A 22,937-nucleotide genomic window follows, 5' to 3' on the forward strand; every position below is an offset into this window, starting at 1 on the left:
GGCGCTGGTTCCGCCGCAGCGTAACGCGCGTAGACCAGAGGGAAAACCCCATCTGTCCGGTCCGTTATAGAGCTGTGGCCACAGATGCTGGCCAGCGTACGGACAGCCAGGCGCCCCTTGCGGGAGGCAAGGGGCGCCTGGCTGCAACGATGCCCGTAGGGGCTAGTCGTAGAGGGTGGTGACTACTTGGTGTTGACGGTGATCTTGCCGGCGACGATGTCCGCCTTCGCCTTGTCCACCGCGGCGACGGCGGCCGTCATGGCCTTGTACTTCGGGTTGGTGTCGGAGAAGCCGACGCCGTCGTTGCTGAGGCCGTAGCGGATCACGCCGGTCTTGGGCTTGCCCTCGTAGACCGACTTCACCAGGTCGTAGACGGCGCCGCCGACGTTCTTCAGCGCCGAGCCGAGGATGGAGTCCTTGTACTTGGCCAGCGCAGCCTGCTCGTACTGGTCGGAGTCCACACCGATGGCCCACACGCCCTTGGCGGAGGCCTCGGAGATGACGCCCTGTCCGGACAGACCGGCGGCGGCGTACAGCACGTCCGCGCCCGCCTCGATCTGGCCGCTGGCCGCGTCCTTCCCCTTGTCGGGGCTGGAGAAGCCGCCCTCGGCCGCGGTCTGGGTCAGGTACTGCGACTCGATCTTGATGCTCGGGTTGACCGACTTGGCGCCCTGGTCGAAGCCCGCTTCGAACTTGTGGATGAGGGGGACGTCCACGCCGCCGATGAAGCCGATGTGGTTCTTCTTGGTCGCCTTGGCCGCGGCGACGCCCGCCAGATACGAGGACTGCTCCTCGTGGAAGACGAGGTCGGCCACGTTGGCGGCCTTGTCCTGCTCGTCGTCGATGATGCCGAACGTGATGTTCGGGAACTTCGCGGCGGCTTCCTTGACGGCGGGGGCGTAGGCGAAGCCGACACCGATAACCGGGTTGTAGCCGGCCGTGGCCAGGCTCTCCAGGCGCTGCACCTTGTCCGCGTCGGACTCGTTGTCCTGCGGCTCGATGTCGCGGCCGGAGATGTTGAACTCCTTCTCGGCCTTCTGGAAACCGGCGTAGGCCGCGTCGTTGAAGGACTGGTCGCCCTTGCCGCCGACGTCGTAGGCGAGACCGATGCCCTTGCCCGTGTACTTGCCGGACGAGGACGACGAACTGTCACTGGCCTTGTCGGCGTCCTTGCTGGAACTACCGCACGCGGTGGCCGCGAGGGCGATGACCGTTACGGCCACCGCTGCTTGGGAGAACTTCGTCCTCCGAGATGTCTGACGCACAGCAAGCACTCCTTCGTCCCCACGGCACCGTCACCGGACCGCTTCCCCAAGCCGCCGCCTCTGTGGCGATTTCCGCGCACAGTAACGCGCGTAGACGAGGAGGGGAACGGGGTTTCTCCTCGCCGTTACCGGATCGTGCCGCCGCCGCGTTACGTTCACGCGCCGGTGGTTACGCCCGGGTGACACAAGGGGACGTAGGGGTACCGAACGGGCACCCCCACGTCCCCGTCGCGCTCAGATCGCGCCGTCGATCAACGCCGCCGCGGTGAACAGCTCCACGCCGACCGTGATCGCGGACTCGTCGGCGTCGAAGTCGCCCTGGTGGAGGTCCCGCACGGTCCGCTCCCCCGGGGTCCGCACGCCGAGCCGGGCCATGGCGCCGGGTACGTGCTCCAGGTACCAGGAGAAGTCCTCGCCGCCCAGGCTCTGTTCGGTGTCCTCGACGGAGAGCGGTCCGCGGCGCGCGGTCATCGCGTCCCGCAGCAGCTCGGTGACGAGCGCGTCGTTGACGACGGGCGGCACCCCGCGCACGTAGGTGATCGCGGACTTGGCCCGGTGCAGCCCGGCGACCTCGTCGATGGCCGCGTGCACGATGTCGGGCGCCTGCCGCCAGGCGTCGAGATCGAGACACCGTACGGTGCCCGAGAGCTCGGCGTGTTGCGGGATGACGTTGGGGGCGTGGCCGGACTCGATGCGCCCCCAGGTCACGGACACCCCGCTCCTCGCGTCCATCCGGCGGGAGACGATCGCGGGCACGTCGGTGGCGACGCGGGCGGCGGCGGTCACGAGGTCGGTGGTGAGGTGCGGCCGGGCGGTGTGGCCGCCGGGGCCGTCCAGGGAGACCTCCAGCCGGTCGCAGGCGGAGGTGATGGGGCCGATGCGCAGCCCGATCCGCCCGCTGTCGACCTTGGGGTCGCAGTGCACGGCGATGATCCGGCCGACCCCGTCGAGCACCCCGCACTCGATGGCGTCGGCGGCACCGCCGGGCAGGACCTCCTCGGCGGGCTGGAAGAGCAGCCGTACCGCACGCGGCAGGAGGCCCTGCTCGTGCAGCCGGGCCAGCACGAGGCCTGCGCCGAGGACGACGGTGGTGTGCACGTCGTGGCCGCAGGCGTGGGCGCGGTCGGGCACGGTGGAGCGGTACGCGCACTCACTCTTCGTGTCCGGGATGGGCAGGGCGTCGATGTCGGCGCGCAGCGCGAGCATGGGTACGGCGGTGTCGCGGGGGCCGATGTCACAGACGAGCCCGGTCCCGGTGGCCAGGACGCGGGGTTCGAGACCGGCCTTCTCCAGCCATGCCTTGATCGCGGCGGTGGTCCGGAACTCCTGGTTGCCCAGCTCGGGGTGCATGTGCAAGTCCCGCCGGAACGCGACGAGTTCGGCACGCAAGGTCTCCGACAGGGTGCCCGGAAGCACATTCCCGACGGATTCGACCTCGGACTCTGCCTCGGACTCTGGTGACATCAATTGCTTCACCCTCTGAAGGGTAGGGCGCCCGGGTGGTCAACTGACCCTCGATCAACAAAAGTTCAACCCGTTAGTCGAAGAAAATCTGACCGCCGACCGCATAGCCGCCTGTGGGGATGGGTAAACTCCCCGCTTCTTCTGGGATACCACGCCTCACCCCGGCCCAGCCCGACCCGTCCGCATCCCGGAATCCGTACTGCCGCACGCCAGTGGCAACACCGCTACGCAGCGTGAGATTCCCGGTCCCGCGTCCCCTTGATAGGGTCCGCCGACGTGACCGACCCGAACGCGGATCTCGCCGCGGACTTCATAGAGGCCACCCGTTCCTCCTACGACGCGATCGCGCCCGCGTACAGCGCCGAGCATCCGGACGGACTGGGCGAGGGCCCCGTCGAGAGCGCCCTCCTGACCGCCTTCGCCGAGCTCGTCCGTACGGCGGCGGCGGGCGAGGCGCAGGTGGCCGACGTCGGCAGCGGCCCCGGCTATGTGACCGCACGCCTGAACGCCCTCGGCCTCCAGGCCTTCGGCATCGACATCTCGCCGCACATGGTGGCGCTGGCCCGCGAGGCGCATCCCCAACTCCGGTTCCAGGTCGGCTCGATGACCGCCCTGGACGTACCGGACGCGACCCTGGGCGGCGTCATCGCCCTCTACTCGACGATCCACATCCCGGACGCCGACCTGCCCGGCGTCCTCGCGGAGTTCCACCGGGTCCTACGGCCGGGCGGCTACGTCCTGCTCGCGTTCCAGGCCTCGGAGGGTGAACACATCCACATGACCGAGCGCTACGGCCAGGACATCTCCCTCGACTACTACTTCCGCACCCCGGCCGAGATCGCCACGTACCTCACGGAGGCGGGCCTGAGCCTGCACGCCCAGGCCCGCGTCGAGCCGCAGGGGCAGCAGAAGTGGGGGCGCGCTTTCGCGCTGGCCCACAAGCCCCCGACCACCGACTGAACCGCCTACGCCGCCGTCACCGCCGACAGCCGATGCACGTCCCGCGCCGTCCCCGTGACCCCCGAGAGGAACCCCTGCGCCCGGGGCGAGGCGTTCTCGGTCAGCCACGCGGGGTCGATGTCGCACACCGCGACCCGAACTTCCGTGCCCACCAGGGCCAGCGGCAGCGTGTGGACGACGGTCGACGGGAAGCTGAGGATCGTACGGCCGATGGGGCCGCGGCGGGCGATCAGCTCCAGCGGGAGGTCCGGGCGGACGATCTCCAGGCCTGTCTCGACCGCCAAGCGGTGAAGTTTCTCCGTGCTTTCGCGGCGGTGGGCGAAGTAGCGGGTCGCGCCGTGGGTCTTGGCGAGGGCGGCTACAGCCTCCAGGTAGCGGTCGTTGTCGACAACTCCCGTCTCCACCAAGGACGTTCCGACCATGTCCGCGCCCTTGGTGATGCGGGGCGGGCCGAAGGTGGCGCGGGTCCAGGCGAATTCGTTCGGGGTGACCGTGACGCCCTCGGGGATCGTCTCGATCGGCATGGAGGAGAAGATCTCCACCGTGCGGCGGGCGCTCGGGGTCAGACGGCGGCGGGCCGCCGAGGAGACCGGGGCGAAGATCAGGTCGCGGGGGCCCTGGCGGCCGCCCTTGCGGTGCCAGCGGACCAGGCGTTCGCCGCTGGCGAGCTGGGCGACGAACTCCATCGTCGCGGTGCCGTCGTCGACCACCACCAGCTCGCGTGCCTTGGTGATCGTCAGCAACAACTGCACATACCGCGAGAAAGGGTCGCCCATCACGATCCGGTCCGCCTTGCGGAGGAGCCGGGTGAGGCCGCCGATCGTCTGGAAGGGGGCCGCGGGTCCGCCCCGCGCCTCCTCCCAGCGCACGGTGTGGCCTTCGTCGCGGGCGAGGTCGGCCATGCGGCGCAGCTGGCCGCGGGTCATCGGGTCGGTCGGTGACAGGACCACGAGGGTGAGCCCCCCGCCGGGTGCCGCCTCGGCCCTGGGCGCACGGAGGTGCGCCCACTCCAGCACGTTCAGAAGCTGTACCGGACTCTCCACGAACGCGAGAGTGTGGGGGGTGAGGCCGGCGGTGCCGGCGTGGGGGCTCATTGTCGTACGACCGTCCCGTGACCGTAAGTGACGCTTAATGGCTCAGACTCAGACCGAGACCGGCTCGCCCGCGGCCGCGGCGATCTCGGCCTCGGCGACGACGCCGGTGACGCGGCGCAGCTTCTTCATCGGGCCGAGCTCCGACTCGTAGACCTTCTTGACGCCGTCGCCGAGGGAGGCCTCGATGGTGCGGATGTCGCGGACGAGGCGGGTCAGGCCCTGCGGCTCGACGGAGGCGGCCTGGTCCGAGCCCCACATGGCGCGGTCGAGGGTGATGTGACGCTCGACGAAGGTGGCGCCGAGCGCGACCGCGGCGAGGGTGGTCTGCAGGCCCGTCTCGTGACCGGAGTAGCCGATCGGGACGTTCGGGTACTCGGCCTGGAGGGTGTTGATGACGCGGAGGTTGAGCTCCTCGGCCTGCGCCGGGTACGTCGACGTGGCGTGGCACATCAGGATGTTGTCGCTGCCGAGGACCTCGACCGCGTGACGGATCTGCTTCGGGGTCGACATGCCGGTCGAGAGGATGACCGTACGGCCGGTGGCGCGCAGCGAGCGGAGCAACTCGTCGTCCGTGAGGGACGCGGAGGCGACCTTGTGGGCCGGGACGTCGAACTTCTCCAGGAAGGCGACGGCCTCGGTGTCCCACGGGGAGGCGAACCAGTCGATGTTCTTCGACTTGGCGTACTCGTCGATCTGGCGGTACTCGTCCTCACCGAACTCCACACGGTGGCGGTAGTCGATGTAGGTCATGCGGCCCCAGGGGGTGTCGCGCTCGATGTCCCACTGGTCGCGCGGGGTGCAGATCTCCGGGGTGCGCTTCTGGAACTTGACGGCGTCGCAGCCGGCTTCGGCGGCGGCGTCGATCAGCTTGAAGGCGTTCTCCAGCTCACCGTTGTGGTTGATGCCGATCTCGCCGACGACGTAGACGGGCTGGCCGGGGCCTGCGGTCTTCGAACCGAACTGGCGCAGACGGGAGTTGATGCTCATGACAGCGGGTTTCCTTACTTGGTGAGGGAATCGAGAGAGGGGCCGAGGATCCAGCTGGCGATCTCTCGGACAGCGCCGTCGCCACCGGCCACGGTGGTGACCGCGCGTGCGGCGCCGCGTACGACGTCGTGGGCGCTCGCGACCGCCACGGGCCAGCCCACGAGGGCGAAGCACGGGAGGTCGTTGACGTCGTTGCCGACGTAGAGCACGCGCTCCGGCGCGATGCCCTGCTCCTCGCACCACTGCTTGAGTGCGAGGTCCTTCCGGTCGATGCCGTGCAGGACCGGGAGTTGGAGCTTCCGGGCCCGGGCGGCGACGACCGGGTTCTGCTCCGAGGACAGGATCAGCATCTTCAGGCCGGTCTTGCGCAACGCCGCGATGCCGAGGCCGTCTCCGCGGTGCACGGAGACGAACTCCCGTCCGTCGGAATCGATCAGCACCCTGTCGTCGGTCTGGGTGCCGTCGAAGTCGAGTACGACCGCGTCGATGTCGTCGGCGGTCGGGAGCGAGCCGGGGCGGTCCGCGTCGAACAGCGGGGCCAACGCCCGTGCCCTGGCCAGCTCGTGGGGATCGTCGATCTCCAGCACGCGGGCGGGGTCGGTCCGGACGAGTTCCGTGCGGCCGAAGAAGCGGTGGCCGACCTCGCGGAAGCCGGCCGCGTCCATGCCGTAGACGGCGCCGGTCTCCAGAAAGTCCTGGGGGCGGTCCTGGCGGCGCGGGCGGAACGACTTGTCGTGGTTGACGCCGTAACCGCCGCTGGCCACCGTCGAGTTGGCGACCTTCGTGGCGCCGCCGACCTCTTCGCTGCGGGCGGGTTCGACGACCGCCGTCGCCTCGTCGTCGGCGTCGCGCCACACGAAGCCGTGGAAGGGGGCGACGGTGTGCGCGGTGTCGGCGCCGTTCGCGACGATCGCGTTGACGATGCCGTCGACGTCCTCGCGGACGATGAAGGGGCTGGTGCACTGCACGAGCAGGACCACGTCGACCGCGGAGCCGTGCAGCGCCTCGTGGGCGTCCATGGCGTGCAGGACGGCGGCCTCGGAGGTCGCGGTGTCACCGGCGATGGCTGCGGGGCGCAGCACGACCTCGGCGCCGGCCTGGCGGGCGGCGGCGGCGATGGCCTGGTCGTCGGTGGAGACGACCACGTCCGTCACCAGCCGCGAGGCGCGGCACTCGCGCACCGCGCGGGCCACCAGCGGTACGCCGCCGACGGGGGCGAGGTTCTTGGCGGGGACGCCCTTGGAGCCGCCGCGCGCGGGGATCACCGCGAGCACCCGGCGCACCGAAGCACCTTGGCCTGCTTGCGAGTTGGACATGGGCTCTACTCCTTGAGCGGAAGACTCGGCGTTCACAGCTCCCCCATCCGGCGGATGACGGGCGCCACGCGCTGCACGCCGTGGCGGTAGGCGCCGCGCGCGGCCCGGCGCACGATCTGCCGGACGGGCCCTGGCGCCTTGTCCGCGGCCGGGGCGCCGGGCAGCGGGGTGCCGTCCGGGCCGAGGTGGTGGCGGGCGAGGATGCCGGGCAGATAGCCGGGGGCGGTCTCGGGCGTGTAGTACGGCGTCAGGGGCGCCATCTCGTCGCCGGCCAGCAGCTTGGTGATGCGCTCCCGGGCCGCGTCGAAGGCCGTCTCGTACGACCCCTCGGCGGCGACCCCCTGCCGCGCCACCCACTCCGCGTCCGGCACCGGCTTGTACCCGGCGTCGAGCTGGTCCCAGGAGGCCAGGCACCCGGAGCCCACGAAGTGGTGGTTGCCGAGCCCTTCGCGGATGCCGAGGTCGGTCAGCACGACGGTGGGGATACGGCGGTGCAGGGACTCCAGGGCGGCCGTCGAGCTGATGGTCACCAGGAGGTCGGTGCGGTCGAGCACGTCGCCCATGTGCCCGTACACCAGGCTGAAGTTGGCGGGGAGGTCCTTGCCCTGGACCAGCTTCTGGTAGGGCAACTCCTCGATGTGCGTGGTGTGTTCGCCCGGCTTGGAGCGGAGCTTGAGCAGGACCTCGCGGTTCGGGTGGAAACGGGCGTGCTGGATCGCCCTGTTGAGCAGGTAGTCGCGGTCCCGGCGGTTGTCCGGCACCGAAGGCTGCACGGCGAAGACGACCGTGTAGGGGTCGCGCTCCCCCTGGTAGGCGTCCCCGCCGAGGAACGGCAGGGCGACCTCGGTGACCGCCGAGGAGTCGGCGCCGACCCCGTCGTAGACCGCCTTGAAACGGTCCGCGTCCTGGCGGGAGTTGGCGAGGACGAGGTCCGCGCCGTGCCGCAGCAGCAGGCCGTCGGTGAGCTTCTCGTAGACGACGCCGACATAGCCAGTGACGACCACGGGGCGCTCGGTGCGTCCGTCCCAGGCGCGGGCCAGACCGTGCAGCATCGCCTGGACCCCGCCGCCGACGAGGGAGAGCACGAGGATGTCGTACGGCTCCTTCTCCATGGCGCGCAGGAACTCGACGGCGGTCACCTCGCGGAGGGAGTCCGCGGTGACGCCGACTTCCTTCAGCTGGCGGGCTGTTGGGGTGGCACGACCCCGCAGGAGGTACCCGTCCAAAGAGATGTCCGAATTCGGCGGAGCGATGCGGTTCGCGGTGAGCGAACCCCATTTCCACCGGGTGTCGGAATCCGCGAGGACGGCGACTCGCAGGGTCTGCGTTGCACTTGCTGGCACACCGAAGACGCTAGGAAGCCATTCCGTTGATCGGCCCAACCCGAAGGCAACAAAGGGTTAACAGCACACCGCCGAATGGCGAATCAGGGCGTGGTAGGGCCGTAAAAATTCCTGGTTCACAGGTTCGCCACGTGGCGTTCACCCGACATCAAACCAATGGTAAAGACCGATGACGGAGCGCCCTCTAACGTCATGCGGGTGGTCAAGCTCTCCGTCATCGTGCCGTTCTACAACGTGCAGCAATACGCGCCCGACACCCTGAAGAGCCTGCGTGCGAACACACGGGAGGACTTCGAATTCATCTTCGTCGACGACTGTTCGACCGACGAGACCCCTGACATTCTCGCGCGCGCGGAGCGGGAGCTGCCAGGCGTCGTGCATGTCAGACACAAGAAGAACGGAGGGCTGGCGACCGCCCGCAACACCGGCATCGACAAGGCACGTGGCGAGTATCTGACGTTTCTGGACGGCGACGACTGGCTCGCCCCGGACTACTTCCCGCGACTGCTGGCCGCCATCGAGGAACTCGGCTGCGACTTCGTGCGCACCGACCACGTGGTGTGCACGGCCAAGGCGCGCTCGATCGCCCGGGTGCCGCAGGGCCGGCGCGGTGTGGTGATGAACCCGCGGGACGCGATCCTGCCCGCCGACCGCTCCACCTCCGTGGACTACGCCTACGCCTGGGCGGGCATCTACCACCGCAGACTCGTCGACCGGGGCCTGCTGCACTTCACCGACGGGCTGCGCACGGCCGAGGACCGGCCGTGGATCTGGAAGCTGCACCGGGAGGCGGACTCCTTCGCCACGGTGGGACTGCTCGGGGTGTTCTACCGGCGCGGTGTCGCCTCGTCGCTGACCCAGATCGGGGACGTGCGGCAGCTCGATTTCATTCGTGCGTTCGACCAGGTAATCGAGGAGACGGCGGCTGACCGCGACGCCGATGAACTGCTGCCCAAAGCAGTGCGCACGTATTGCGCGATCATGGCTCATCATCTCGGATCGATCGAGAGGTTCGAACCCGCCGTGGCTCGAAAACTGCGTTCACTGAGTTCCGCCGCGCTGAAGCGCATGCCGCAGGATGTTCTGGCGGAGGTAATGGACTCGATGGACCCCCAGCGCGCGAGCCGGCTGCGGCGTCTGCGCCGCCGTCCCACCTCGGCGCGGACGGTGGCCGCCTGATGCCCCGCACCACCCAGATCCTGTGCGCGTCGACCCTGTACGGCGCCGCGACGCTGGCCGCCGCGCTGGACGCCGGGCTCCTCGGCGAGGCCGATCGCAGGCTGCTGCTGATCACCAACAACGCGGCGAACCCGGAGACCACCGCGTCGGTGGACACCATGCCGGGCTTCGACCGGCTGCGGGACCGCTTCGACGACGTGCTGTCGTGGAACGAGACCATCTCCCCCTTCCACCCGAGCGGTTGGAGCCCGCGGGGCGACGACGTCCCGATGTGGGAGCGGTACGTACGGCTGCTGTGGAAGCTCGGCGACGACGAGATCCGGCTCGCCGTGGAGTCCGTCCAGGTCAATCCGTCGCTCGCGCTGTGCCAGCTGTTCACCGGCGCCCCGGTCGACGTCTACGCGGACGGCCTCATAAGTTACGGCCCCACGCGCGACAAGATCGACCCGTTGGTCGGCACCCGCATCGAGCGGCTGCTGCACCTCGATCTCGTCCCGGGCCTCACCCCGCTGCTGCTCACCGAGTTCGGCGTCCCGCCGGAGCTGGTGCCGACGGAGGCCTTCCTCAAGGTACTTGGCGAACTCGCCGAGTCAGAGAGCGAGTTGCCCGCCGTGAAGGGTCAACCGGCCCTGCTGCTGGGCCAGTACCTCGCCGCTCTCGGCATCCTCACCGACCAGCAGGAGGAGGAACTGCACCTGCGCATGGTGCGCGGCGCGGTCGCGCTCGGCCACCGCGAGCTGGTGTTCAAGCCGCACCCCGTGGCGCCCTCCCGCTGGTCGCGTCTCCTGGAGGACGAGGCGAAGAAGCTGGGTGCCCATCTCACCCTGCTGGACCGCCCGGTGCTCGCCGAGGTCGCCTTCCAGCGGATGCGGCCCGCCCTGGTCGTCGGCTGCTTCTCCACCGCGCTGTTCACGGCCGCCGGCCTGTACGACATCCCGGTCGCGCGGGTCGGCACGGACACCCTGCTGGCCCGGCTCGCGCCGTACCAGAACAGCAACCGGGTGCCGCTGACCATCGTGGACGACGTGCTGCCCGACCTCACCGACAAGAAGGCGGTGACGGACTGGCGGATGCCCTCGGCGGAGCGGGTGGACGAACTGGCCGCGCTGCTCAAGGCAGTTGGCTTCGCGATGCAGCCCAAGATCTACCCCCGGCTGCGCGAGGACGCCGAGCGCTACCTCTCGGCCCATCTCAACCCGCACACCTGGCGCTACTTCAAACGCCGTCGCCTGACCGCGCTGGCGCTGCCCGGGGCCGTACCGGCGCAACTGTCGTTCATCCCGCGGAATCAGACGGTACGGCGGATCGCCCGCCGGGCCCGTGCTTTGTCCGGACGTTAGCGTCCATTCAAATTGTTCATCCGGGCGACATGTAGGAGACCCCTGTGTGTCGCCGGTGAATTGCCTCTCATCCGTCGAACGTTCGTAGCGTCACATCGTTCCACTGCGGAACAGCCATTCGACATCGGCGAGAAAGGCCCAGGATGAACGCGGTTGACCAGGCCCTGGCACCCACCCTGAGGGGCCAGGACCCTGGGCAGGAGCCGGAGCAGCCCCCCGTCCCCCCGCCCGCCCCCCGCCGGGAGAACCGGCTGCGCGCCCTGGACGGACTGCGGCTGATGGCCGCGCTGATGGTGTGCCTGTACCACTTCACCGGCAAGAACGGCGAGATCTCCTCCTCCTGGCACCAGTCCCCCGGACGGATGTTCCCGACTCTGTCCCAGGTGGGGGTCTACGGCTGTCTCGGGGTGCAGTTCTTCTTCGTCATCAGCGGCTTCGTGATCTGCATGAGCAGCTGGGGCAAGACCCTCGGCGACTTCTTCCGCTCCCGGATCGCCCGGCTGTATCCGGCGTACTGGGTGGCCCTGCTGATGGTGGGCGCCGCGTCGGTCCTGATGCCGGTGGTCGTGCATCCGCTGCGCTCCGACGAGTTCCTGATGAACTTCACCATGCTCCAGCAGCCGATGGGCGTGCCCCGGGTCCTCGGCGTGTGCTGGACGCTGTGGGTCGAGATGCGTTTCTACGTGCTCTTCGCGCTGTTCGTGATCTGGCGGGGCGTCACCTACCGCCGTGTGGTGACCTTCTGCATCCTGTGGACGCTGGCCGGCGTCTTCGCCCGGGTCGCCGACACCGAGCTGACGGACCAGCTGGTGATGCGCGACCACGCGCCGTACTTCATCGGCGGTCTCGCCCTCTACCTGATCCACCGCTACGGCAGCGACCTGCTTCTGTGGGGCATCGTGGGGATGTCCTTCCTGTTCGGTCAGCGCTACTCGGTGACGGCACTGTGGCACCCCGGCATGACCGGTGACTTCCACCGCAACCCGCATGTCATCCAGGCGATCTCCTTCCTCGCCTTCGCGGCCGTCGCGGCGGTGGCGCTGGGCTGGCTGCGCTGGGCGAACTGGAGCTGGCTGACGCTGGCGGGCGCGCTGACGTACCCCTTCTATCTGATCCACGAGCACCTGGGCTGGTTCGCGATCCGCATCCTGCACCGGGGCTTCGGGCTCGACCCGTACCTCACGATCGTGCTGACCGTGGCGATCCTGCTGAGCCTGGCGTATCTCATGAACCGCTTCGTCGAGAAGCCGTTCGGGACCCGGCTGAAGCGGACGATGACGCTGCAGTCGAAGCAGCTGGCGGCGAAGCTCGGCAAGTAGCCGCACCGGGCGACCAGTTGAAGGGCCCCTCGACCGACAACCGGTCGAGGGGCCCTTCCGCTTGCTTGTGGCGTCTCAGGCCTGCGCGGCCCGGATACGGCGCACCACGCGCCGTACGGTCGGGTTGCGGCGCAGCGACTCCGCGCGGACCGCGCTGCCGCCGGGCAGGCGCAGGCTGGTCAGGCGGCGCTTCTTGAAGTACTGCGGGTACTCGTCGAGGTGGACGGCGAGCCAGGCCGACACCTCGTCGCGCATCGCGTGGTGCTTCAGGGCCTGCATGCAGTAGCCGACGGCTCGCACCAGCGGCGCCAACTGCTCGGCGAGAGCGCCCAGTTCGAGCGGCTGCCCGACCTTGTCCTGCTCGGCGTCCGGCAGGATCGCGTCGATGACGGTGAGCGGGATGCGGTTGCTGTTCTCGTACGGCGTGATGCGTTCGAGGAGCAGGCCGGTGCCGACGCGGGCGACGGGGATGTCGTAGAGGGCGGCGGCCGTCATCAGAGCCGTGGAGAAGCAGCCGATGACCAACTGCGGGCGGAGATGGGCGAAGACCGTCTCGGCGAGAACCGGCTCACGCAACACCGTGAGGCGGACGCCGAGTTGGTCGGCGGTCTGCTCAAGTGACGTGCTGTAGACGGCCGGTGCGCTGGGGTGGGGCTTGAACAGGACGTCCTGGTGGCCCGCCTTCGCCGCGGCGCGCAGCATGCGGACGTGCAGCTGCTCCTCCTCGTCCTGGGTGATCAGGTCGATGGCGGAGAGGTACTGGCCGAGCATCACGGCCGTGGGCCGGTTCTCCTGGGGCAGCTTGTCGGCGAGGATCGAGGCGCCCTCCTCGCCGATCTGGGCGAGGACGTCGACGATCGCCTCGTTCGGGACGGGCTGCGGCTCGACCCCGTACTCGGACAGCAGCATCGGCCGCAGCCCGGGTATCAGGTCGAGGTGCAGCACGCGCACGATGCGGCTGTTCAGGTTGTGCGGGATGCGGTTGCGGGTGGGGCCGTAGCTCATCAGGCCGTCCGCGTACACGTGCACCGGGCTGTCGGCGAAGATGTCGGCGACCGCGCGGGAGGGGTTGGCCTGGATGGACTCGCAGGCGATCTCCACGTCCTCGTCACCGAGGTTCCAGGCGAGGCGTACGGCCTTCTCCCACAGGGACGCGTCCTGGGCGCGGGGGGACCAACCCGCCGGGTGGAACGGGGAGATGAACTCGTTCCACGAGCGGACCTCGTCGAACTCGGGACGCAGCTTCTCGAAGCCGGGCATCCGGTCCAGCGGGGTGCCGACCTCGGGCACGGCGGCCGTGTTGCTGACCACGAGGATGCGGCGGTGGGCCGTGCGCGGGCCGAAGAAGCCGGCGCGGATCGCGGCGGTGACGGTCGCGGCGGCGTACTGCGTGGCCGAGAAGAAGATCTGTGTCGTGCCGCTCTTGCCGCTCTTGCCGCTCATGCCGCGACTCCCTTCATGCCACCGCGGATGCGCCGCAGCGTGTGCACACGTTCCTCGCCCATGCCGACGAGCGCTTCGTTGAGTTCGGTCTCCGTCATCCGGCCGAGCGCCTCGGCGGCCATCTGCCGCAGCTTGGCGTGCACGCTGCGCTCGAAGCGGCCCCGGTCCAGGAGCTGGTGGGCGATGACGACGCAGTAGTTGCGCAGCGCCTTCTTCCTCAGTTTCGCGGCTTCCGGGTCGTCGGCCAGTTCGGCGAGGACCAGGTCGAAGGAGCGGAAGAAGTCCAGCTGGCGGACGTCGCCGATCTGGGTCAGCGAACCGGCCAGACCCCGGCGGTAGAAGACCCCGCGCAGGCTGGCGGCGACGTAGGACTCCGCCTTGCGGTGCAGTTCCCAGATCCAGGGTCGGTCCTCGGCGGTGCGCAGGCCGTCGTGGAAACGCAGCAGGCCGCGGTCGAGGAGGCGGCGGTGGTAGATGCCGGCCCAGGCGTACGGGTAGTCGACCATCGTCGTGTCGTCGACGGGGAGGATCGAGCTGCGCGGGTCGAGCGGGGTGTGCCGGCGGCCCTCGGGAGAGCGCTGGATGGCCCGCTCGACGCCGGTGACCGTGACGTGGTCGGTGCGCACGAAGTCGACGTCGAAGCGCTCGATGACGTCCACCAGGTCGGCCAGATAGCCGGGCGCGAGCCAGTCGTCGCCGTCGAGGAACGTGAGGTAGCGGCCCTCGGCCTCGTCGATCCCGGTGTTGCGGGCGGTGGCCAGACCGCCGTTCTTCTCGTGCCGGACGACCCTGCTGTTCGGCAGCCGCTTCGTCAGCTCCAGGAGAGCCTCATAGGTCTTGTCCTTGGTCGAGCGGTCCTCGACGAACAGGAACTCGAACTCGTCCCGAGCGTTGTTGATCAGGCTGGTCACCGTTTCCGGGACATAGGCCTCGATGTTGTAGCAAGGGACGATCACGGACAGTGTTGGGGGGCGGTTGGTCACGCGTACACCTGGGCTCTCTCCGGGGCGGATTCTTGTGACCGTAGGAGATGTTCGAGCCCGGATATCAACCCTGCCGGGGCCAACAGGTGAACGTGAAGTTACGGGCCGCCCTCCATTTACAAATTGCCGTCCCGGGACACGTCCCGAACGCCCCTTCGACGATCCAACGTTCGAATGAACGTCCGATCGACCCGGGGGTCGCGTGATCAGAACGGTATTCCGGAGCGAAGGTCAGCTCCTGGATGCACGGTGGCCGCCGCCCATGGAACACACCGGCGCCTACCGCCCCGCCGACGGACCCCGGCTGGGCACCGTCCTGAGCAGCCTGGTCGCCGCCCTGCTGGCCCGCGCCGCGGAACCGGCCCCCTGTCCGCCACTGGCACCCCAGGCCCCACTGACCCCGCTCATCATGGCGTTCATCCAACAGCGCCTGGACGACCCGGAGTTGACCCCGCAGAGCATCGCCGCCGCGCACGGCATCTCGCTCAGCTGTCTGCACCGGCTCTTCGAGGACGAGAGCGAGACCGTCGCCGCGTTCGTCCGCCGCAGGCGCCTGGAGCGCGCCCGCTTCGACCTCGCCGACCCGGCCCAGGCCGGCACCCCCGTGCACGCCGTCGCGGCCCGCTGGGGCTTCACCCGCGCCACCGACTTCGCGCGCGCCTTCCGCGCCGCGTACGGGCTGGCGCCGGGCGACTTCCGCAAGTACTCCCGCGGTTTCCGTGGACGCATTGCCACATGAGTGTGCTCTGTGCGCCAACGCCCCAACTTCCTCTTCCGGGCAGGCTGTTGATCAGGACGACCGCTCCACTTCCAACTCTCCGAAAGAGGTTGCAGTGAAGAAACTCCGTCTTGCCGCAGTCAGCGCCGTGGGCGCTCTCGCCGCGGGTGCCGGGCTGATGTTCCCGGCGACCGCGCAGGCGGCGCCGACGTACTGGCAGTTCCAGAACGCCGGGTTCGGGACGTGTCTGACGGCCGGGGACACCGGGACGGCGTTCGCCACGTCGTGCGTGGGGAGCAATCGCCAGCAGTGGGACTTCGTCGGCGCTTCCGGCAGCTTCGCGCAGGTCAGGAACCGCGAGACCGGCACCTGCCTGACGACCGACAACAAGACGACCGTCAACGCCGTCTGGATGAGCACCTGCAACGGCGCCACCGGCCAGTGGTGGTGGTACCAGGGCGACAGCGGGCACTTCTTCGACGACCTCGGCTCGGCCGGCGAGGGGTACCTGAGGACGAGCACCGTCAAGGACGCGGTCTACGCCACCGACAACAACCAGTCGACGATTCCCTCCTCCTACTACGTCTGGTACGGCACCCACAACTGACCCTCACCTGACCCCGGACCACACCTCCACGCCCGCCACGACCACGGCCAGCCCCTCCTCGAAGTGCCGGCCGTAGTCCGCGAAGATCTCCGCGCCCGCCGCGGCCGACAGAGGGAAGTCGGCCATCAGGCGGGCGCGTTCGTGTACGTCGTAACCCTCGCGGCGCTCGTCCGGCAGCGGCTGGACGCCCTGTTCCTCGCTGACGAAACCGATCGTGAAGAGGTACGACGTCGAGGTCGCGCGGACCGCCTGGGCGAGGGTGAAGCCGGCCTCGGTGAACAGGCGCAGGGTGTTCTCCATCTCCTCGGCGTGCAGCGTGCCGGTGAAGCGGGAGCCGCTGAAGACCTTGGCGCCGTCGCGGTAGCCGAGCAGCGCGTCGCGCAGGGCGCGGTTGGACTTCAGCAGCCGCTCCTGCCAGGTGTCCTCGGGGGCGAGCGGGGAGTCGGCGACCATCCGCCGGTACATCTCCGTCGCCATCTCGTCGAGCAGCGCCTGCTTGTCCTTGAAGTGCCAGTACAGGGCGGGCGCCTTGACGTCCAGTTCCTTGGCGATGGCACGCAGGGTCAGCCCGTCGAGACCGACCTCGTTCAACAGCTTCAGGGCCGTGTCCGCCACGCGCTTGCGGTCGAGGGGGGTGCGTCGTTCCGTACTCACGCTTGACAACTTAACACCGTTAAGGCCACTCTCGGAACCAGCCGCACTTAACAGCGTTAAGGAGACTGGATCATGACCGAGCACGGAAATCCGGCCGAGCACGTGGACGTACTGATCGTGGGCGCGGGCCCCACCGGACTCGCCCTCGGCGTCGACCTCGCCCGGCGCGGGGTGGACGCGCTGGTCGTGGAGCGCGGCGAGGGGCTGTCCCCCGGCTCGCGGGGCAAGGGCATCCAGCCGCGCACGATGGAGGTCTTCGACGACCTCGGCGTCCTGGACGCGATCCTCGCGGCGGGCGGCGACTACCCGGTCGGGGCGATCTGGCAGGACGGCGAGCGGGTCGCCGAGCAGAACATGTTCGACCCGGCCGAGACGAACGAGGACTCGCCGTACGGCGCCCCGTGGATGGTGCCCCAGTGGCGCACCCAGGAGATCCTGCGGGCCCGGCTCGACGAGCTGGGCGGCCGGGTGTCCTTCGGCCGCGAGGTCACCGGGCTCACCCAGGACGAGGACGGTGTGACGGTCGCGTTCGCGTCCGGCGCCCCCGTCCGCGCCCGGTACGCGGTGGCCGCGGACGGCGGTCGCTCGGTGATCCGGCGCGGGCTCGGCATCGGCATGACCGGCGAGACCGTCGACCCGAACCCGATCCTGGTGGCGGACACCCGTATCACCGGCCTGGACCGCGACAACTGGCACATCTTCCCGCCGCGGGGCGACGAGGGCTTCCTCGCGATCTGCCCGCTGGCCGGGACGGAGGACTTCCAGGTGGTCGCCCAGCTCCTGGACGACAGCACGCCCGACCTCTCCCCCGACGGCGTACGGAAGATCGTCGCCGCCCGCTCGCACCTCGCCCCCGAGGACCTCACCGAACTCCGCTGGGCCTCCGACTTCCGGCCCCGGGCGGCCCTCGCGGACCGTTTCCAGCAGGGCCGGGTCTTCCTCGCCGGGGACGCGGCGCACGTCCACTCGCCAGCCGGCGGCCAGGGCCTCAACACCAGCGTCCAGGACGCCTACAACCTGGGCTGGAAGCTGGGCGCGGTGCTGCGCGGCGAGGCCCCCGCGAGCCTGCTCGACACCTACGAGGAGGAGCGGCTCCCCAACGCCGCCGAGATGCTCGGCCTGTCCACCAAGGTCCACCGGGGCGAGGCCCGCCGCGGCGAGGCGACCCGCCAACTGGGCATCGGTTACCGGGAGTCGAGCCTCACGACGGAGACCCGGGCGCCGGGAGAGGGGATCCGCGCCGGCGACCGCGCCCCGAACCGGACCGTCGCGGGCGTACGCCTCCTCGACGCCTTCCGGGGCCCGCACTGGACCCTGCTCGCGCTGGGCACGGAGGCGCCGGCGGCCGGCGGCAGCGAAGCCGTCCGCGTCGTAGCGGGCCCGCCCGCCGAGACGTACGGGACGGGCCTCTTCCTGGTCCGCCCCGACGGCTACGTCGGCTGGGCCGGCGACACGGACAAGGGCCTGGCCGAGTACGCGGAACGCTTCGGCCTGAACGTCTAGTTACACGGAGCCGGCCAGTGACAGCTTCACCGCGAAGCCCAGGAACAGCGCCCCCGCCGCCGACGTCGCCCCCGCCGCGAGCCGCCTGCGGCGGCGGAAGGCCGTCGCCAGCCGGGTCCCGCCGAAGATCAGGGCACTGAGGTAGAAGAAGCTCGCCAGCTGCGCGAAGGCGCCGAGCACCACGAACGACAGGGCGGGGTAGGCGTACCCCGGGTCGACGAACTGCACGAAGAACGTTCCAGAATCCAACTGCCTGTACGCTCGCGCCCATGACCGCTACGAAGACCGCTCCCGAGTGGACCCCTGACGAACTGGCAGAGCTGGCCGAACTCCAGGCCCGGAACGATGCGCTACCGGAGGGTGCGCCCCGTGGGCTCCTGTCGGTACGCCTGTCCATCCTCACGGAGGACACCACCAGCCCAGCGCGGCAGGAACTTGACCTTCGCCGCCATGCCATCCGAGAGGGCGTCAGGGTTGTCGGCGTGGCCAGGGACCTTGGGGTCTCCGCGACCAAGAAAGCGCCTTGGGAGCGTAAGGAACTTGGAGATTGGCTTAACAACCGGATACCTGAGTTCGACCTGATTCTGTTCTGGAAGCTGGACCGGTTCATTAGGCGAATTTCCGACCTGCACGAGGTCATCAAGTGGTGCGAGAAGTTCGGGAAGAACCTGATTTCCCTGAATGACACGCTGGACCTGTCATCTCCCATGGCCCAGGCAATGGTGACATTCGTCGCAGCAGTTGCAGAGATTGAAGCCGCCAACACCAAAACCCGCGTTTCATCCCACTGGGAATACACTAAGCAGCAGGACCAATGGCGTATCGGTAAGCCATCGTATGGCTACAAGACTGGCAGGGTGCGCGGGAAACTCCGCCTAGTACAAGACCCGAAGCAAGCGCGGGCAGTGCGCTACATGTACCAAGCTGCGATGCGTGGGGTTCCGGCAAACCGAATCGCTAAGGTCCTAGACAGGGCCAAGGTTCCGACCTACAGCAACGGGAAGTGGAACAACCAGCAAGTTCTCAGGACCCTTAGGAATCCTGCCGTTAAGGGGCTTCGCACTGAGGGAGGAACGAAAGCGGTCACCTACAAATCCACACCGGTACTGGACAAGAACGGTCAGGAAATCAGGGTCACGGATAACCCGATCTTGACTGATGAAGAGTTCGAGAACGTACAAGCAGCACTTGCCACCCGCTCGAAGAACAAGCGCCATCATGAGAAGAACCGCCGTCCCACCAGGTTCCTCGGCGTCATGAAACACCAGTGCGGTAGAAACGTTAACGAAACGAACAACTACAAAACGCTCTCTACTGGCGAAGCGAAGGAGTACCGATACTTGCGGTGCCCCGAGTGCCGGAAGCCCGGATTCGTGACACCAGATCCTGAGCATGTGTACTCGGCTCTGGCACAGGCCGTCTTTGAGGCCCTGGGTGATTTCGAGGTGATCCGCCGTGAGTACGCCCGAGGCGACGAGAACAGGCGTGAGCGGAAGCGACTGGAAGATTCCATCGCCTACTACATGTCTGGGCTGGAGCCCGGCGGAAGGTTCGATAAGGCCGGATTCATCCGCGAGAAGGCAGAGACCACGCTAGACGCTCTCATGAACGACTTCACGAAGATCGACCCGGAGTCCACAAAAGACAGGTGGGTCTACGAAAGCACCGGTATTACCTACAGCCAACATTGGAAGACCGGTGGTGTAGAAGCCATGGAAAAAGATCTACTGAGCGCCGGAATCACTTTCGAACTTGGAAAACAGGACGATGGGGAACTGTTGGGGAGGTTGATCATTCCGCACGATGTCGAGAAGCGACTGATCAGGATGGACAACAACTGGAGTTAGCCATACCGGCACACTCCGCGAAACCAAAATGCCCCCTCCGGAAGGAGGGGGCATTTCTTATGTCAACTCTCGGAGGGATAGACGACATCAGCAACAACTCTCCGGTTACCGTCCTGATCCTGGATCACGGTTACAACGCGCATATTCCCCCTGTCTCGACCCCGAGGCCATGCGCCGGGTGCTAGTGGCACCTTGCATCGCTCCCCCCTGGCGAAGTCAAAGGAATCGTTTAAACGCCCTCTCTTGAATCCGCCAGGGGTAGGGCGGTAGAGATGGCCCGCGCGTCCGCTTCGGCCTCAACAGGGCGGCGGGACGACAGGAGTCGCCACGCGCCCTCACGACTTGGAGCACCCACAGAGATGAACTCCCGTGTAGATCACGGCCTTTGGCGCCGCTGCATAGCCCACGATCCGAGTATCAGGCAGAACACCTTCGCCGTGGGAATGGCCTTTTCCATGTTCGGTGACTACTCGGACGGGACGGACGTTTTCCCGTCCATGGCGACCATTGCTGAAATGGTCGGCCTATCCAATGCGACGAAGGTTCATCCCCACCGTAAGAAGCTTGTCGAGTGCGGCTATCTCACGGACACCGGGGCCCGCTCGGGCGCCGATACCGTCGTCTACTGCCTCACTGCCCCGGCTGATGTGCTGTCGGCCGTCAAGGCCGGGCACGAGACCCACAAGCGCCGGAAGCCCAAGAGCGGCCCTACGAAGGCTGCTACGGCGGACGCCGACCCGTCGGGTCCCTCGGCTAGAGATCGGCCGTCTACGGCCCCGACAGGGCCGATTGAACTCACTCTCGATCAGAAGGCTTGGTTCCTCGGCGGAGAGGGACCGGAGTCCTGGCCGTGGCAGGAGATCCCTTACGCCTCGGCCGAGCGTGCCTACCGGCTCTACACCGGGCAGGTAGCCGCCTAGTACCCCTACGGGTACAGGGGATGCACCACTAGCGGTACAGGGAATATACCCGAGCGGGTACACAATCTCATAGGGATCTCAATAGAGATCCCATATCTATAGCTCATAGGAAGTGTGTACCCCTTCGGGTACACCTATGCCCTGGCCGATCGAAGAGCGGGCAGAAAGCCAGGCTCCCTATCGGGCCTGACTCTGGCCAAGGCTAAAAGCTCGAAGCCTTCGGAGCAGAGCGAAGGGCGCGAGTGTGACTCTCTCGGCCTGTGAGCCTTCAGAGTCTCTATCAGCCAAGGCAGAAGCGAACGACTCCCGAGAAGGAGTCGGAGCGGGAGAAGTAATCTCCTTCAATTTCAGCTATAGGCGCTAGCCGGCTGAGGCTATTCGGAGCCGACTACCAATGGAAAAAAGTAAGGGCTGAAGCCATCAGGCTCCAGCCCTACTGTTCTTTCTGCGGTACAGCCGATGACCTAACCGGAGATCATATTGTCCCTCGGAAAGAGGGAGGCACGAACACGCTCGACAACGTGCGTGTTCTATGCCGTTCGTGCAACACGAGACGAGAGAACGACTACCGGAAGGGCAAGAGGTACTAACGGCGGAATCCGAAGTCCTGAAGATCTTGAACGGCGCGCGCCGCATTTCCCAAGTTCCCATCGGGAAAGGCCCCTGCGCCAAATATGAGTGCGCAAGCTTATGATCTTCCAGCTTCTCGCAGACAAAAAGCACAACAACAGTAGCAAGTCGCGCTGACTCATGAGTGTTCAGCGGTCCGGCAAGCGCAACTTCCGTTCGGGCATTTTCGATAGGTTTGACTGCGTCAATAAATACTTCCAACTCTGCAAGTATCGACTGCCCGTTAAGTAATCGCCTGACAATCTTCTCAAGCTGCAACTCGGCAGTTCCGAGAATTAGCAAGAAGTTCTTGTATCTCTCTTCCCGCTTGCCCCAACTCTCCTTCAGGTGCTCCGATCGAGCGCCAATTTGCGCCACCTCACGCGAGTACCGACCGCCTATGAAAGCCACCACGGCGGCCGAAACCGATCCTGCTAGTGCGCCAAGCACCGCCGCCACCCCAGCCGTCCATGGAGCGGATCGTAGCGTCTGGTAGGCCGAGCCAACACTGTCCCTGGCTGCCCAATACATCCCTAGCTGGGCTTCTACGGACAGGCGGCGATGTACCAGCATCCCCGATCACGCCAGGCGACCCCTTGTCAAGCTCCCTGACTCAGATTCTTGGCCCCTAAAGGGGAGGGGAGATCTGAAATTTTTTTGGAATCACTTTCCGCACCCGCGTCTTTCCCTCCCCGTGAACGCGCGGGGGTTAGCCCGAACTCGTGGGACCGAAACCCAGGCAGCCATACGGCCAAGGAATCACGCGAGGTAGCGCGTGGGGTTTCTCGTCCCGTAACGGTTCTTCTACTCATGAAACAAGAACTTCGATCCGGCGGGATCGGGGCAGGGAGGCGCCACAGGGCGGCGCGGTAGCGGCCCGGCTTCGCGGTTTGACTCCAAAGGCCGTGGGGTCGGGCCGCCGCTATCCGAACCTAACCGATTGCGCCTCCCTGCTATCTCGAAGAGGCAAGAAATCATGAACGACCCAATCGAGCTGACCTGCTGGACTTGCAACAAGCCATTCAGCATTGTGCATGGCCCCGGTCGGCCGCCTCGGTACTGCAGCCCTTCTTGTAAGAACCAGGCACGCAAGATTGTGCGCAGAATCCGATTCCTAGAACGCATCGAGCAACAGCGCGCAGCACGCGCTGAAGCCTCGACCCTAAAGACGAACTCCGCGAACTAGCGGAGTAACAGCCGCCCTTAAACCAAGCCGCCCCACCCAAGCCCGGGTGCAGGCGGCCTTTTTTTCATGGCCGCTTCCGGTCCTGATCTACGAAAGAAGAACCAATGAGCTTCTTCAGCGTTGTCTCTCCAGCGTGAGGATGGCCTTGGCGATTGACGTCATTCGATTCGGGCTGCACCGGGACCTGCGGAAGATGCGCC

Annotated in this window: 20 protein-coding genes and 1 pseudogene; 10 read left to right on the forward strand and 11 right to left on the reverse strand. The window is 67.5% G+C overall.

The features are described from left to right. Window positions 1-182: 182 nt before the first annotated feature. A complete protein-coding gene (locus ACGFY9_RS37655) occupies window positions 183-1,223 on the reverse strand; it encodes a BMP family protein (RefSeq protein WP_393761926.1) in 1,041 nt (346 codons plus the stop codon). 276 nt (window positions 1,224-1,499) lie between these two features. Further along, window positions 1,500-2,729 (reverse strand): amidohydrolase, encoded by a 1,230-nt coding sequence (locus tag ACGFY9_RS37660; RefSeq protein WP_393761866.1) that lies wholly within the window; start codon window positions 2,727-2,729, stop codon window positions 1,500-1,502. Between the two features lie 276 nt (window positions 2,730-3,005). Between ACGFY9_RS37660 and ACGFY9_RS37665 the strand changes: the two genes are divergently transcribed. Then, window positions 3,006-3,689: a class I SAM-dependent methyltransferase gene (locus ACGFY9_RS37665; protein ID WP_393761867.1), complete on the forward strand. Its 684-nt coding sequence runs from the start codon at window positions 3,006-3,008 to the stop codon at window positions 3,687-3,689. 5 nt (window positions 3,690-3,694) lie between these two features. On the opposite strand, the gene ACGFY9_RS37670 is transcribed toward ACGFY9_RS37665, so the two are convergent. From ACGFY9_RS37670 to ACGFY9_RS37685, 4 genes are read right to left on the reverse strand one after another with little or no spacing between them, the layout of a single operon-like run. After that, complete coding sequence (locus ACGFY9_RS37670) at window positions 3,695-4,783, reverse strand: hypothetical protein (protein WP_393761869.1); 1,089 nt, start codon at window positions 4,781-4,783, stop codon at window positions 3,695-3,697. A gap of 48 nt (window positions 4,784-4,831) precedes the next feature. After that, window positions 4,832-5,770 (reverse strand): N-acetylneuraminate synthase family protein, encoded by a 939-nt coding sequence (locus tag ACGFY9_RS37675; protein WP_329553246.1) that lies wholly within the window; start codon window positions 5,768-5,770, stop codon window positions 4,832-4,834. Between the two features lie 14 nt (window positions 5,771-5,784). Then, window positions 5,785-7,086: a cytidylyltransferase domain-containing protein gene (locus ACGFY9_RS37680; RefSeq protein ID WP_393761871.1), complete on the reverse strand. Its 1,302-nt coding sequence runs from the start codon at window positions 7,084-7,086 to the stop codon at window positions 5,785-5,787. 32 nt (window positions 7,087-7,118) lie between these two features. Continuing rightward, window positions 7,119-8,429, reverse strand: coding sequence for a DUF6716 putative glycosyltransferase (locus ACGFY9_RS37685; protein WP_393761873.1), 1,311 nt, complete (start codon window positions 8,427-8,429; stop codon window positions 7,119-7,121). A 198-nt stretch (window positions 8,430-8,627) separates the two neighbouring features. Here ACGFY9_RS37685 and ACGFY9_RS37690 point away from each other — a divergent pair, with 198 nt between their 5' ends. The 3 genes from ACGFY9_RS37690 (at window position 8,628) to ACGFY9_RS37700 (ending at window position 12,267) form a co-directional block, all read left to right on the forward strand. Further along, entirely contained in the window at window positions 8,628-9,608 is a 981-nt protein-coding gene (locus ACGFY9_RS37690; RefSeq protein ID WP_393761875.1) for a glycosyltransferase family 2 protein, read from the forward strand. Beyond that, window positions 9,608-10,948: an alpha-2,8-polysialyltransferase family protein gene (locus ACGFY9_RS37695; protein WP_393761876.1), complete on the forward strand. Its 1,341-nt coding sequence runs from the start codon at window positions 9,608-9,610 to the stop codon at window positions 10,946-10,948. The genes ACGFY9_RS37690 and ACGFY9_RS37695 overlap by 1 nt, the downstream gene beginning before the upstream one ends. Before the next feature lie 143 nt (window positions 10,949-11,091). Then, a complete protein-coding gene (locus ACGFY9_RS37700; RefSeq protein ID WP_393761878.1) occupies window positions 11,092-12,267 on the forward strand; it encodes an acyltransferase family protein in 1,176 nt (391 codons plus the stop codon). Between the two features lie 75 nt (window positions 12,268-12,342). On the opposite strand, the gene ACGFY9_RS37705 is transcribed toward ACGFY9_RS37700, so the two are convergent. Continuing rightward, window positions 12,343-13,710, reverse strand: coding sequence for a polysialyltransferase family glycosyltransferase (locus ACGFY9_RS37705; protein ID WP_393761880.1), 1,368 nt, complete (start codon window positions 13,708-13,710; stop codon window positions 12,343-12,345). Beyond that, a complete protein-coding gene (locus tag ACGFY9_RS37710) occupies window positions 13,707-14,693 on the reverse strand; it encodes a glycosyltransferase family 2 protein (RefSeq protein ID WP_393761881.1) in 987 nt (328 codons plus the stop codon). The genes ACGFY9_RS37705 and ACGFY9_RS37710 overlap by 4 nt, the downstream gene beginning before the upstream one ends. A 262-nt stretch (window positions 14,694-14,955) precedes the next feature. On the opposite strand from ACGFY9_RS37710, the gene ACGFY9_RS37715 reads away from it, so the two are divergent. Together ACGFY9_RS37715 and ACGFY9_RS37720 are read left to right on the forward strand one after the other, a co-directional pair. Next, window positions 14,956-15,432 (forward strand): helix-turn-helix domain-containing protein, encoded by a 477-nt coding sequence (locus ACGFY9_RS37715; RefSeq protein ID WP_393761883.1) that lies wholly within the window; start codon window positions 14,956-14,958, stop codon window positions 15,430-15,432. Window positions 15,433-15,526: 94 nt separating this feature from the next. Next, the gene (locus ACGFY9_RS37720) at window positions 15,527-16,018 is read left to right on the forward strand and encodes an RICIN domain-containing protein (protein WP_393761885.1); all 492 of its coding nucleotides are present in this window, start codon (window positions 15,527-15,529) and stop codon (window positions 16,016-16,018) included. A 3-nt stretch (window positions 16,019-16,021) separates the two neighbouring features. On the opposite strand, the gene ACGFY9_RS37725 is transcribed toward ACGFY9_RS37720, so the two are convergent. Beyond that, window positions 16,022-16,672: a TetR/AcrR family transcriptional regulator C-terminal domain-containing protein gene (locus ACGFY9_RS37725; protein WP_393761887.1), complete on the reverse strand. Its 651-nt coding sequence runs from the start codon at window positions 16,670-16,672 to the stop codon at window positions 16,022-16,024. A 72-nt stretch (window positions 16,673-16,744) separates the two neighbouring features. On the opposite strand from ACGFY9_RS37725, the gene ACGFY9_RS37730 reads away from it, so the two are divergent. Next, the gene (locus tag ACGFY9_RS37730; RefSeq protein ID WP_393761889.1) at window positions 16,745-18,175 is read left to right on the forward strand and encodes an FAD-dependent oxidoreductase; all 1,431 of its coding nucleotides are present in this window, start codon (window positions 16,745-16,747) and stop codon (window positions 18,173-18,175) included. Here the strand turns inward: ACGFY9_RS37730 and ACGFY9_RS37735 are convergent, their stop codons facing one another. Continuing rightward, window positions 18,176-18,424, reverse strand: coding sequence for a LysE family transporter (locus ACGFY9_RS37735; RefSeq protein ID WP_393761891.1), 249 nt, complete (start codon window positions 18,422-18,424; stop codon window positions 18,176-18,178). It abuts the gene before it with no gap. Between the two features lie 20 nt (window positions 18,425-18,444). Here ACGFY9_RS37735 and ACGFY9_RS37740 point away from each other — a divergent pair, with 20 nt between their 5' ends. The 3 genes from ACGFY9_RS37740 (at window position 18,445) to ACGFY9_RS37750 (ending at window position 21,532) form a co-directional block, all read left to right on the forward strand. Then, on the forward strand, window positions 18,445-20,022 hold the full coding sequence (locus tag ACGFY9_RS37740) for a recombinase family protein (protein ID WP_393761893.1): 1,578 nt from the start codon (window positions 18,445-18,447) through the stop codon (window positions 20,020-20,022). Window positions 20,023-20,381: 359 nt separating this feature from the next. Then, window positions 20,382-20,942 carry a winged helix-turn-helix domain-containing protein gene (locus ACGFY9_RS37745; protein ID WP_393761895.1) on the forward strand — a complete coding sequence of 187 codons (561 nt, stop codon included), beginning with the start codon at window positions 20,382-20,384 and terminating at the stop codon, window positions 20,940-20,942. A 419-nt stretch (window positions 20,943-21,361) separates the two neighbouring features. Beyond that, window positions 21,362-21,532, forward strand: coding sequence for an HNH endonuclease (locus ACGFY9_RS37750; protein WP_393761928.1), 171 nt, complete (start codon window positions 21,362-21,364; stop codon window positions 21,530-21,532). 1,319 nt (window positions 21,533-22,851) lie between these two features. Here the strand turns inward: ACGFY9_RS37750 and ACGFY9_RS37755 are convergent. Continuing rightward, window positions 22,852-22,937 (reverse strand): annotated as a pseudogene (locus ACGFY9_RS37755) (IS5/IS1182 family transposase); the annotation flags it as partial.

The organism is Streptomyces sp. NPDC048504 (genome assembly GCF_043200035.1).
Classification (GTDB): domain Bacteria; phylum Actinomycetota; class Actinomycetes; order Streptomycetales; family Streptomycetaceae; genus Streptomyces.